We start from the raw sequence: 12,881 nt of genomic DNA on the forward strand, positions 1-12,881 counted from the left end.
TGCTAACTTATTACATTTCCTTAAGATAAAAGGAAAGGCAATAAGTATATTTCTCTCCAAAAAATTACCATAGACTTAAATCAATAAAAAAGAACTTTCATCAAAGGACGAAAGCTCGTGGTACCACCTTAATTCAGAAAGTTCTAAAAAATTTTTCTTAGCCCAAGCAGTGACTCAAGATGGCAAACCTACCAAGAGTAACTAACGCAGGATAAGGAAAACTTATTGGAATTTCCCTCTTTAGATTCGTAAGGTGAATCTAGCCACCTTCTATCCTAGAAAATCAGATAGAAACAAACAAAATGATAAGCTTCAATTAAGGGAGCATAGATCTTACACCATCACCTATTCGCTAAATCTATTAATTAAGCTTGTGTTTTTGTTATTCGTTAATATTTAATTTAAAAGTCTGTGTTTCATTCAAATTTGGTTGCTCATCCGCTGACTCATTTACTTTTGTTTCATCAGCTGCCTCGATAATAAGAGGCTGTTGATCATCAACTGTAGACTGACCAGCTTTTGTCTCTTCCAGTTCTTTATTACTTTCAGAAACACGACGATGCAATTCTTCCATTTCCTCTGGAGTAAATTGACGTGTCACCTCAATAGGTTCAGTATCAGCAGCATCTGGAACATGTTCACCTAAAACTTGCTCTACGACTTCTTTGAAAGCAGCATCTGAATTCTGTAAATAAACAGCAGTTGGTTGAAGTAACTCTGTCCATTCAGGAGAATTTGCAAGTGTTAACTGACCTTCTACTACAGATAAAAGGTGTTGATGGAAGACACGACTTTGACGCTTTAATTCTTCTGTTTCAACTGCAATACGTTTAGCTTCATCTGTTGCATCGCGAAGAATCTGATTAGCTTTTGATTTAGCTGCATCAACTAATTGTTGCGACTCATAAGTGGCTTTGTTAAGAATGTTAGTTGATTCAGTATTGGCTGATAATTTCACTTTTTCAGCTGTTTCTTGAGCCAAAATAACCGATTGACTAAGAGATTCTTTCATTTCATCAAAATAGCCCAATTTATCTTCCAACTCTTTGATACGATTATCTTTCTCACGATTAGTACGTACCAACTCTTCATAGTCATCAACTACAATATCCAAGAATTCTTCCACTTCCTGAGTATTGTAACCAAACATTTTTGTCCCAAATGTTTTATCTTTAATTTCAAGTGCTGTAATTGCCATTCTATTCTCCTTATTTATGTGTGATTCGATCAATTATTAATTTATGCTTTCCGCCTTTTGAAAGGCCGTTGTCTCTACTGATAGTAAATCTGCCATAACCTCTAACACTAATTAAATCACCAATGTCAATCAAGTGAGAGACTTTTGGTTGAACTAAGTAATTTAATTTGACTTTTTCGCTTTCAATTAATTGATTTGCTTTTCTTCTTGATAATTTTAAAACGGCTGCAATAATTTTATCCAGACGCATACTTGATACCAAGACATTCATTTCTCTAATATGAGATTGGCTTGTTATTTGTCTTTCAAAAGGGATTTCTTCAAAAACAACTGCGGCTTTTCCTATTTTAGTAACCTGTGCGTTAAGGTAGGAGACCATTGTTTTTTCGATAAAAACCTGAGCACGATTTTCTTGAACAATAATATCACCTAAAAGATAACGTTCAATACCCAATCTATTAATCAGGGTTCCCAAAATCTGAGAATGTGTTAGCTGATTAAACTTACTATTATAGTTAATCTCTAACAAACTAATATGAAAGTCTGCTATATTTAACTCATAATAAGCTGGTGCTATTAACAAACGAGCATTTTCAGAAGAGATAAAATCAGAACTCTGATAAACCTGTAGTTTTGTTTGACCTAAGATACTTTTCATCACTGTAATCTGTCTAGGATTTAAGAATTCTGTGACACAAAAGCTATAAGTATCCTCTATCTGTTTGATCAGATCATACGTTTTTTCAATTACTTCCTGCTCTTCTGCTCTAAAATGTTGGTAAATATCTTGCTTTGTCATCATTTTTTAAATAAGCAAAAGAAATAAGAATCGTTTTAATAACTGCAAAAGCAAAAGAATAACAATAATCTTAAAATCTAATCCAGCAAATTGAAAATCAAAACGTCTAAAAGGCTTTATAATTGGCTCCACAATATCAACCAAAAGTTTTCCAAGCCAAGTATCATAAGCATTAGGAAACCAAGACAAGAGAGCATAAATTACTAGCAAAAAGGAATAAATATCAACTACTCTTGCTAGAATAAGCACAACATATGCCATAACCATTAACGTCTCTTCATATCATAGTTAAAACTAACATCTTGTCCATTTGCGGCAAGAGTCATTTCCTCAGCATCAACAATAACATTAATTGGCGTTAAAAGATACATTGAAGCCCCAACCTTTTGCAAGTTTCCTGCTAAGACTTTACTCGCACCATCAATAAAATCTAAGCAACGACGTGCTTGTGCTTCCAACATATATTGGAAATCAATCAAAACACATTCATTTCTAATCAGCAAATCAACAATCTCTTCAGCATCTTCATATTTACGAGGAAGCTTAAGAGCGATTGTTGTCTTTTCTTGGGCAGGCTGTTGATTATGAGATTGGCGACGTGTTGGAAGTGAATGAATATTTTCCTCTCCAGAACGACGATTCTGTCCAGACTGTACTTGCTGCTGACTTGGTCTGGAGGCTGATTGGTGGTATTGGTGACTTTGAGCTTTTTGCTGCTGACTAGCAGGTTGAGCTGCATCTTGCTGCCGTTTAACAGACGCAACAGCAGGCTCTTCTACTTCACTGACCTCATCAGTATCAAAGTAGGAAATAATTTTGTTAAAGCTGTCTCTAAGTGCCATATATATCTCCATTTCATTTAAAGAATGCACTGCCAATTCTGACAAAGGTTGAGCCATTTCGAATAGCAATCGGAAAATCGCCACTCATCCCCATACTCAAATCATCGAAAGGCATATTCTTCAGTTTTCTTTCTTTTAAGTTCTTTCTCAACGCATTTGCTTTTTGAAAAATATCAGTTAACTCTTGTTCGGAAGCATCTATTGGAGCCATCGTCATTAAACCGATAACTTTAATCTTATCAAAATGCTGAATTTCTTCAAGCGCCTTGTCAACTTCTGATAGTCTGAATCCATGTTTGCTTGCTTCTTCAGATATATTGACTTGTAAAAAACACTTTATTTGATGGTCTGCACGCTTTTGAATTTCAGCAGCTAATTTTACAGAATCAAGAGCATGGAAGTAGTCAACAAAATTAATCACATCCTTAACCTTACGACGCTGCAAACTTCCAATCAGATGCCAAGTTAAATCGTAAGATTTTAAAGCACGATATTTATCTAGGAACTTATCAACACGATTTTCAGCAATGTGCTTAACCCCAGCTTCAACAAGTTTTTCAGCTGTATCACTGTCTACATATTTTGTAACTGCAATAACAGTAACATCGTCCTTACTGCGCCCTGACTTTTGAGCATAGGCTGCAACTTCTTGAAAAACGTGTTCTTTATTTGCTTGTAAATCCATTATTAACGATTCTTAAAGAAAGGAGGTGTTTCCAACTCATCGTCATCATCAGAATCAACGGAAAAACTACTCATTTTTAGTTGACTATCAATTTCACCTTCGGTTGGACGAGCAATATTTTCACGACGAAGATTCCAATCGCCAAAAGCTGATTGCTGTGGCTCAGATGATGATTGAGTTTGCTGCGGTTCAGCAGCAGGCATCTCAGGTGATTCATTCAAATCAAAATCAAAATTTTGACGGCGTTCAAAATTTGGCTGCGCAGAATTTGAAGACGGAGCTTGCTGTTGTGCTCTTGGTTGTGTATAAGATGAAGCTTGACGGCGAATACCAGAGACTTGGTCAGCTTTGTCTGGCCGAACACCAGTGGCAACTACAGTCACACGAATTTCATCTTTCATACTGTCATCAATTGATGTTCCCAACCAAATGTTAACGCCATGACCTGCAGCTTGATTAACAATTTCAGAAGCCTCTTCAGCTTCTGTTAGCGTCATATCAAGGCCGCCGGTAACATTGACAATCACATCTTCTGCACCATCAATTGTCGTCTCAAGAAGTGGTGAATAGATCGCCTTGCGAGCAGCCTCAACAACACGTTCTTCACCAGTACCGATACCGATTCCCATCAGAGCATTTCCTTTACTTGCCATAACTGTTTTAACATCAGCAAAGTCAAGATTAATAAGTCCTGGACTTGTAATCAGGTCGGTAATCCCCTGAACACCTTGGCGAAGAACATTATCAGCTTCACTGAGTGCTTCAAGAAGCGGTGTTTTCTTGTCAACAATTTCAAGTAGATTATTATTTGAAATAATAAGGAGCGTATCAACTTCATCTCTAAGTTCATTGATACCTTCAATTGCATAATTGCCACGTTTACTGCCTTCAAAACCAAATGGTCGAGTGACGACAGCAACTGTCAATGAACCTAAACCCTTAGCAATTCGAGCAATAACTGGAGCGGCTCCCGTACCAGAACCACCACCCATACCAGCAGTAATAAAAACCATATCAGCGCCAGTGAGTGCTTCTGTCAAAGCTTCTTCGCTTTCTTCAGCAGCTTTACGTCCAATTTCAGGTTGGCCTCCTGCACCAAGACCACGGGTTAATTTAGGTCCAAGTTGAATAACTGTTTCAGCTTTAGAACTACTCAAAGCTTGAATATCAGTGTTAGCAGCAATGAATTCAACACCTGCAACACCTTCATCAATCATACGGTTAATAGCGTTACCGCCGCCACCACCGACTCCAATAACTTTAATTACTGCACCTTGTACAGATGCTGCATCAAATGAAAATGCCATTTTAATTTTTCCTCACTTTAATTTTAGTCGAACATGCTACCAAAGATACCACGTAAACGATCACCCACTTTTTGTTTTGGCTCATTTGCTTCCTTCTGTTGAGGCGGCAATTGTTCCAATTGTGATTCAAGAGTAGTCGACTCTTGCGGTTGAGCAAAACTTCTAGTTTTGGGTGCAACACCTGATGGCTTAATATCAATTGGTTTTCTTCTTAATTTTTCATCACCAGAAACTGCACCTTGCGCTAAAATATCAACTTCAGTAAGTGTTCCTACGTATTCAACAATGCTAATAATATTAGCAAACATAGGATTTCTGATGCCGACTTGGTTTGGAACATGAAGTTTAACATTGGAACCAAAAATTTCTTGAGCGATTTCTACAACCCCAGGCATGATAGCAGCTCCACCCACAATAACAATTCCACCAGGCAGATCTAATAATCTACCGCGTTCTAAGTCTTGTTTAATACGGTCTAGCAAGTGACGAACACGCGCTGATATAATTTCGGAAAGGTAGCGTTCAGTAATTTCAACCGGATTACGTTCACCCACCACTTCCACCTGAACAGTTTCAGTTGAACTCGCTTCAGCTACATTAGCTTCACCAAAGTTAAACTTAAGTGCCTCAGCCACTTGGTGGGATGTTTTAAGGACTTTAGAAATATCCTTAGTAACATAATCACCACCTTCGGCATAAGTATTGGTGAATTGCAATTCTTGTGCTCGCATTGAAGCTACTGTGGTTTGACCGCCTCCCATGTCAATGACGGTGGCTCCAAACTCACGTTCTCCTTCATTCAAAACTGACTTGGTAAGAGCCAGTGGAGAAATAATAATATTTTCAACTTCAATACCTGCACGTTCTACTGTTTTACGAAGATTATGCAAAATAGTACTTGGTCCAGTATAAATTAGACCGCGCATTTCTAAACGAATTCCCATCATTCCGCGAGGATCGCGAATACCTTGGAAACCATCCACAATGAATTCTTCAGGAATAAGTGAAATCACTTCACGTTCTGGTGTGATGCTCTTTGTTAAAGCTGAACGAACAACACTATCAACATCTTCATCTTTGATTTCCTTAGATTCACTAGGAACAGGAATCATTCCCTGTGTTGGCTCAATTTGCAACAGATTTGCCGGTAGACCAACATTAACCTTGCTGATTGACATCCCTGCTTTTTCTTCTGCTTCTTTAATTGCTGATTTAATGGCTTCTGCCGCAGTATCTATATCAATAATGATACCGTCTTTTACACCCGAACTTTTGACATTGCTAACACCAATAACATTCATACTGCCATTGATAAATTCAGCAACTAAAACTTTAATCGAGCTTGTTCCTATATCCAATCCTGTAAAAAAGCCATCTCTAGCCATTTACTCGACCTCTCTATCTTTCCAATCTATTACTATTAAAAACTGTCAAAAACAGAATTATTCAGAAAATATTATACCATAAAAAAACGTAAAATGTTAAGCTTTTTACGTTTTTTGTTATAGAAACTTAATTTCCTATCTCTCATTGTTATTATTGAGATATGGTTGCCTGCGTTACTGATTGTGAACCTTCTTGTGAATTTGCTTCTGAAGATTGTGTTGAATCAGTATTTTCAGCATTAGAGGAGTTCTCAGAAGATTCTGTTGTAGCTGTTGTCTTATGTTCTGCAATCGAAGCTTCTATATCTGCAGTTGTACTATAAATCCCCACCTCCATATCAACAATACTGCCGTCTGTAAGATTCTTTTTAATTTTAGAATAATAAGGTAATTTTGTATCAATTTCTGATAAAGGAACACGAACACTGTTGTTATCTTTCATTTCCAATAAAAGCAGATCCTTAGTAGAGCTGGAATTAACAGAAGAAATGACTTTAATACTACCAACTAAGGATTTATCAAGTTTTGCCAATTTTTGAACCAGTTTTCGAACCTCTTTTTCCTGATCTAAATTAATAGTCACAAATGAACCAGGTAATTCTGAAGCGTTAACGGTATCAACACGGGTACCATTTTCTAAAATTGGGACATAGCCTTTATCCGTTTGTCTATAAGCAATAATACGATATTCTTTTACTCTTAAAGTAAAATGATTGGGAAAATGATAAACTAATTTTGCCTCCTTTACCCATTTATCTTTAGACTTAAGATTTCTTTCAAAACGATTGGCCTGAAAAAGTAAGGTCGTTAGATAATCTGATTTCTTAATCCCTAATTCTTCAATTAACTGAGATTCAATGGCATTTTTATTACCCGAAACAGTTATCTCCTTTTGACGACTCAAAGGACTAATCATAAATAAGGAGGCAATTAAAACAATGCTTGAAATGATAATAACCATAGCAGCCTGCCAGTAGTCCTTTCGAGGAAGTTTTGGCACTTTCTTTTCTTTTTTTATCTTTTTAGGTGTAGCTGGCTTTTTTTTAGGCTCTTCTTGTTTTTTATCATCAAATAAACTTGAAGGTTGCTTATCACTTTCCTTACTGTCTGCTTCTTTATCAGTTTGAAACTGAGCCTTTTTTTCAGCCATTTTCTTTTCATTTAGTTTTTCTTTTTCGCGTTTTTCTTCTTGTTTTTTCTTAAGAAATTCCAAATTGCGCTGCTGCCATTCTGTCAAAGGAATTTCTTGCTTTTCTGTATCTTTATCTTTCGCCATTATTTTCCTTTACTCTTAGATGTTATATCTGTTAACAAAAGATTGTAAAAATCATTTGGAGTCTTTATCTCACTTGATGAAGTCATTTTATCTTGATAAACGGTTTGATTTTCTAATAAATCTTTGATCACTTTATCAAGTTCTGCAAAGTTTAGATTTTCTTCAGATAATTGTTGGGCATAACCTTTTTCCTCAAAATAAGCAGCATTTTCAAGCTGATCACCACGACTAGCTTCTTTTCCTAATGGCACAATGATATGAAGTTTTGCCATAGCAAGCAGCTCAAAGATGGTGTTGGAACCACCGCGTGTAATAACAACATCTGCTAAATCCATCAAGGGCTGATACATTTCCGTCACGTAATCTACACGATAAAGATTTTGGCTTAAATTATTTAATGTTTTATCGCCAGAAATATTGATAACATTATAATGCTTAGTGAGTTCTGGTGTATCAGAAATAAATTGATTGAAAACTTTGGCTCCAGCTGAACCTCCAATAAACAGCAAAGTTTTTAAACGAGGATCAAAATATTCTTTAATCGTTTTAATTTCTGTATTATCATCACTGCTAGAAATAGTTTGATTAACTTTAGTAATAGCTCCAACGTGTTTTGTTTTAGTCAAATTATCAGATTGTTCAAACGTTGTGTACATGGTAGTGGCAAATTTATAAGCAATTCGGTTAGCCAGTCCCATTGATAAATCAGATTCATGAACAAAAACAGGGATTCTCAAAAGATTAGCGGCTACAACAGGAGGAACTGAAACAAACCCACCTTTAGAAAATAGTACTTGTGGACGAACCTTCACCATAATCGTAAGAGACTGCAGAACACCCCAACCAACCTTGAAAACATCTAGTACATTTTTCAAAGAAAAGTAACGGCGCAGTTTACCTGTTGCAATTGAATGAAAGATGACATCAAAATCTGACTGCTCAATTTGTTCATGCTCAATGCCATGTTTATCACCAATATAGTGCACTTCCCAGCCATCTTTTAAAAAGCGGGGAATAAGGAGTAAATTAAGAGTAACATGACCGACTGTCCCACCACCTGTAAAGATAATTTTCTTTTTTGCCATGCCTATTCTCCTTTAAGAGACTTAAAAGTTGTGATAAATTCATCTCCACGAACTTCAAAATTTTTATACATATCCCAGCTAGCATTGGCAGGACTAAGAAGGACAACATCTCCAGGACTAGCTTCCTGAAAAGCAATTCGAGTTGCTTGGGCAACATCTTTGGCATTGAGATAGGTGACACCAGCTTGTACTGCAGCATGTTTAAGGCGGGGAGCAGATTCGCCTAAAATAATCATTTTCTTGAGTCCCTTAATATCTGGAACCAATTCGTCAAATTCATTGCCGCGATCGAGACCACCAGCAATTAAGATAACCTTGCTATTATCAAATCCTGACAAAGCTTTTTGAGTGGCTAAAATATTGGTTGACTTACTATCATTATAAAATTTAACACCAGCAATGTTCCCCAGAGACTGCAAGCGATGCTTGACACCACCGAAGTGGATAAGTGTTTCTCTGATGGCTTCATTAGAAACACCTGATAACTTAGCCACAGCAATTGTTGCTAAAGCATTTTCAACATTATGGCTTCCTGGTACACCAAGCTCAGAAGCTGACATAATGGCTTGTCCCTTGAAGCAGAGCATTTGGCCATCAAGATAAGCACCATCTACTTTCTCCTTAGTTGAGAAAGGAATAATCTTTGCCTGCGTTTGATTAGCTAAGTCCTTGGCCAAATCCTGATTAAAGTTAAGAACAAGAAAATCTTTTTCTGTCATATTTTTTTGAATATTCCATTTAGCTTCAATGTAATTTTCAAATGAACCATGATAGTCAATATGAGTTGGCATCAAATTGGTAATCACTGCCATATGCGGATGAAAACTTTCCGTTCCCATCAATTGAAAAGAAGACAATTCCATAACCAAAATATCTTTCTCTGTTACTGGCTGAGCCACTTCACTAGCCGGAAATCCAATATTTCCTGAAAGTCGTGCTGACTGTCCTGCATGATTAAGAACATCGGCAATCATAGTTGTGGTCGTTGTTTTACCATTAGATCCTGTAATACCGATAATCGGAGCTTCAGAAATCAAATAAGCCAACTCAACTTCTGTTATAACTGGGATATTTTTTTCAAGCGCACGAACCACCATCGGATTTGTATAAGGAATCCCCGGATTTTTAACCATATAAGCAAATGCTTCATCCAAAAGTTCCAAAGGATGACTGCCGCAAATCACTTTTATGCCTTCCTCTAAAAGTGCCTGCGCTGATGGATTTTCATCAAAAGGCTTACCATCATTGACAGTTACAATAGCTCCTAATTTCGCCAAGAGACGTGCCGCAGCTTCACCTGATCGTGCTAAGCCAAGAACCAAAACCTTTTTATTTTCAAAATTTTTGACGTGTTTCATTGTTACTTTCTTTACCTTCTCATTAACTAGATACTTTAATATTTTACCTTTAATAGGAGAGTTTTTCAAGATTTTACAATAGATTAAATCATACCTTACTCCTACAAAATTAAATCATACTTTCTTCTTTTAAGTTATTAGTATTATAAATAAAATGACACTGGATTTAAATGATCCAGCGCCGTTTCTTATCTTTTATTTTTAGGTCTCGTTCGTAAATGCAAAACATCTTTCAAAGCATAATAACCAACAATAATCATACCGATTCCAATAAAAATCTCAGGTGGTGACTGTATGATCCGAATAAAAGTCATGCCTGCTAAGACCATCAGGAAAGCGATAATTCCCACCACGGAAATCATGTTCATGGTATTTTTAATTGTCTTAGGAGCAATAAAAATGTAATACATTAAAAGCAAAATAGCGATGATAGCATAAAACATTTTTTCTCCTTTTCATTACTAAGCCTTCTCAATCTTCAGCTGATTTTTTCTTCTTAGCCGCTTTAGCACGCGCATTCTTATCAAGAATTTGTTTACGTAAACGAATGGACTCAGGTGTTACTTCCATGTATTCATCATCATTCAGAAACTCAAGTGATTCTTCGAGTGTTAAAATACGCGGCGTCTTAATAACTGCTGTCTGATCCTTAGTTGCAGAGCGCACATTAGTCATTTGCTTAGCCTTTGTAATGTTGACTGTCAAATCATTCTCGCGTGCATTTTCTCCAATAATCATTCCTTCATACACTTCTGTACCTGGGTTAACGAAGATTGTTCCACGTTCTTCAATAGACATAATAGAATAAGTCGTTGCCTTACCTGTATCAATTGAAACGAGGGCACCACGATGACGACCACCGATTTCAGCATTGATAACTGGCATATATTTGTCAAAAGTGTGGTTCATGATACCATAACCTCGTGTCATGGATAAGAATTCTGTTGGGTAGCCGATAAGTCCTCGAGCTGGTGCTAAAAATATAAGGCGCGTTTGACCATTACCAGTTGCTTGCATATCAAGCATTTCACCTTTACGTTCTGAAAGGGACTGGATAACAGCACCTTGGTATTCTTCCGGTGTGTCAATTTGCACGCGTTCAAATGGCTCACATTTGATGCCATCAATTTCTTTGATAATAACTTCTGGACGCGATACTTGCAGCTCATATCCTTCACGGCGCATGGTTTCAATAAGGATTGACAGATGTAACTCCCCACGGCCTGAAACCGTCCATTTATCTGGTGAGTCAGTGGCTTCTACACGAAGGGAAACATCTGTTTGCAATTCTGCCAACAAACGCTCTTCTACCTTACGCGAGGTTACAAATTTACCTTCACGACCTGCAAAAGGGGAATTGTTAGCTAAAAAGGTCATTTGCAGAGTTGGCTCATCAATGTGAAGAATAGGAAGTGGTTCTACAGCATCAGTTGGTGTAATCGTTTCACCAACAAAGATATCTTCCATACCTGAAACAGCAATCAAATCGCCAGCCTTAGCTTCCTTAATCTCACGACGTTCCAAGCCGAAGAAACCGAAAAGTTTTGTAACACGAAAATTCTTTGTTGTACCATCAAGTTTAGAAAGTGTCACTTGATCCCCGACTTTAACAGAACCACGGAAGACTCGCCCAATACCGATACGTCCAACAAAGTCGTTATAATCAAGGAGAGACACTTGAAATTGAAGTGGCTGATCTGAATTATCGATCGGTGCTGGAATATGCTCAATAATAGTATCAAAAACGGGTGCCATTGTATGTTCTTGATCCGCTGGTTCATCTGATAATGAAGAAGTTCCATTAATCGCCGAAGCGTAAACGACTGGAAACTCTAACTGGTCATCATCTGCTCCAAGTTCAATGAAAAGTTCAAGAACTTCATCAACAACTTCTGCCGGACGAGCTGATGGCTTGTCAATCTTATTCACCACCACGATTGGAACCAAGTTTTGTTCCAAAGCTTTTTTCAAAACAAAACGTGTTTGCGGCATGGTACCTTCATAAGCATCAACAACAAGAACAACCCCGTCAACCATTTTCATGATACGCTCTACTTCTCCACCAAAATCCGCATGTCCTGGTGTGTCCATAATGTTAATACGTACACCATTGTAGGCAACAGCAGTATTTTTTGCAAGAATAGTAATCCCACGCTCTTTTTCAAGATCATTAGAGTCCATCGCACGTTCTTCTAATTTTTTATGCTCATCAAGTGTATGCGATTGTTTTAAGAGCTCATCAACAAGGGTTGTTTTCCCATGGTCAACGTGGGCAATGATAGCAACATTTCTAATATCTTCTCTAAAATTTGTCATAATTCCTCTTACATTTTACATTAATTTATTTCAACTTATCTATTATACCATAAAAATTAGGGAAAAACTCAGGAGAGATATGTAAATGTTTTAAAATATAAAAGAAAAACCAAGATAGCAAAGTCGCAGTCTTGGTATCTCCAAATTTATAAAATAAGTCCTTAATCAACCAGTATTGCAAAAACAAAAGACAACAGCTCATGCTAATCCCTGTCATTATCTCAAAAAAGAACTAATTCTTCTCTTTTACTTTTCCATTCCAATTATCTAAACCATTTTTAAGGACATAAAGATCTTTATAACCTGCCTTTTTCAAAGTTAAAACAGCGCGAGCAACCAGCTGTCCACGAGTATTATCATACAATAAAACCGGTTTATCTTTGCGAAGAGCTGAAACAGATGCTTTGAATTGTTCAGAGGGAAGATTACGAGCCCCTAAGATATGCTTACGACGAAACTCATTGGGAGAACGCAAATCAACAATTTGTGCGCCTCTCATCATGCTTTCAAATTCAGCATTTGAGATATACTGGGCAGCACGGCGAACACGAAAATAATTCCAAACAAACCAAGCCACAAAGGCAAAGATAATAACCCATGAAATGATAGAGATAATTGACATAATTTTCC

The 12,881-nt window shown here is 37.0% G+C and carries 13 protein-coding genes; all 13 read right to left on the reverse strand.

The genetic code is table 11. The features are described from left to right. Positions 1-382 precede the first annotated feature (382 nt). A complete protein-coding gene (locus FNL60_RS07715) occupies positions 383-1,198 on the reverse strand; it encodes a DivIVA domain-containing protein (protein ID WP_002262074.1) in 816 nt (271 codons plus the stop codon). A gap of 10 nt (positions 1,199-1,208) precedes the next feature. Continuing rightward, positions 1,209-2,000 (reverse strand): YlmH family RNA-binding protein, encoded by a 792-nt coding sequence (locus tag FNL60_RS07720; RefSeq protein WP_018110166.1) that lies wholly within the window; start codon positions 1,998-2,000, stop codon positions 1,209-1,211. A gap of 3 nt (positions 2,001-2,003) precedes the next feature. Then, on the reverse strand, positions 2,004-2,264 hold the full coding sequence (locus tag FNL60_RS07725; protein WP_002267354.1) for a YggT family protein: 261 nt from the start codon (positions 2,262-2,264) through the stop codon (positions 2,004-2,006). Continuing rightward, complete coding sequence (locus FNL60_RS07730) at positions 2,264-2,839, reverse strand: cell division protein SepF (protein WP_002262071.1); 576 nt, start codon at positions 2,837-2,839, stop codon at positions 2,264-2,266. Before FNL60_RS07730 ends, FNL60_RS07725 begins: the two co-directional genes overlap by 1 nt. 13 nt (positions 2,840-2,852) lie before the next feature. Next, positions 2,853-3,524: a YggS family pyridoxal phosphate-dependent enzyme gene (locus FNL60_RS07735; protein WP_002262070.1), complete on the reverse strand. Its 672-nt coding sequence runs from the start codon at positions 3,522-3,524 to the stop codon at positions 2,853-2,855. A gap of 2 nt (positions 3,525-3,526) precedes the next feature. After that, a complete protein-coding gene (gene ftsZ / locus FNL60_RS07740; protein ID WP_002280340.1) occupies positions 3,527-4,831 on the reverse strand; it encodes a cell division protein FtsZ in 1,305 nt (434 codons plus the stop codon). Positions 4,832-4,854: 23 nt separating this feature from the next. After that, positions 4,855-6,216: a cell division protein FtsA gene (ftsA, locus tag FNL60_RS07745; RefSeq protein ID WP_002264446.1), complete on the reverse strand. Its 1,362-nt coding sequence runs from the start codon at positions 6,214-6,216 to the stop codon at positions 4,855-4,857. Between the two features lie 151 nt (positions 6,217-6,367). After that, positions 6,368-7,492, reverse strand: coding sequence for a cell division protein FtsQ/DivIB (locus FNL60_RS07750; RefSeq protein WP_002280341.1), 1,125 nt, complete (start codon positions 7,490-7,492; stop codon positions 6,368-6,370). Further along, positions 7,492-8,577: a UDP-N-acetylglucosamine--N-acetylmuramyl-(pentapeptide) pyrophosphoryl-undecaprenol N-acetylglucosamine transferase gene (locus FNL60_RS07755; protein ID WP_002262066.1), complete on the reverse strand. Its 1,086-nt coding sequence runs from the start codon at positions 8,575-8,577 to the stop codon at positions 7,492-7,494. Before FNL60_RS07755 ends, FNL60_RS07750 begins: the two co-directional genes overlap by 1 nt. A gap of 2 nt (positions 8,578-8,579) precedes the next feature. After that, positions 8,580-9,935, reverse strand: a complete 1,356-nt coding sequence (murD, locus tag FNL60_RS07760; protein ID WP_002270156.1) for a UDP-N-acetylmuramoyl-L-alanine--D-glutamate ligase — start codon at positions 9,933-9,935, stop codon at positions 8,580-8,582. A gap of 188 nt (positions 9,936-10,123) precedes the next feature. Continuing rightward, positions 10,124-10,378 (reverse strand): DUF3165 family protein, encoded by a 255-nt coding sequence (locus tag FNL60_RS07765; protein ID WP_002262064.1) that lies wholly within the window; start codon positions 10,376-10,378, stop codon positions 10,124-10,126. Positions 10,379-10,406: 28 nt separating this feature from the next. Continuing rightward, a complete protein-coding gene (typA, locus tag FNL60_RS07770; protein ID WP_002262063.1) occupies positions 10,407-12,251 on the reverse strand; it encodes a translational GTPase TypA in 1,845 nt (614 codons plus the stop codon). Between the two features lie 232 nt (positions 12,252-12,483). Beyond that, the gene (locus tag FNL60_RS07780) at positions 12,484-12,873 is read right to left on the reverse strand and encodes a rhodanese-like domain-containing protein (RefSeq protein ID WP_002262062.1); all 390 of its coding nucleotides are present in this window, start codon (positions 12,871-12,873) and stop codon (positions 12,484-12,486) included. Positions 12,874-12,881 lie beyond the last annotated feature (8 nt).

Source organism: Streptococcus mutans, assembly GCF_006739205.1.
Lineage (GTDB): Bacteria > Bacillota > Bacilli > Lactobacillales > Streptococcaceae > Streptococcus > Streptococcus mutans.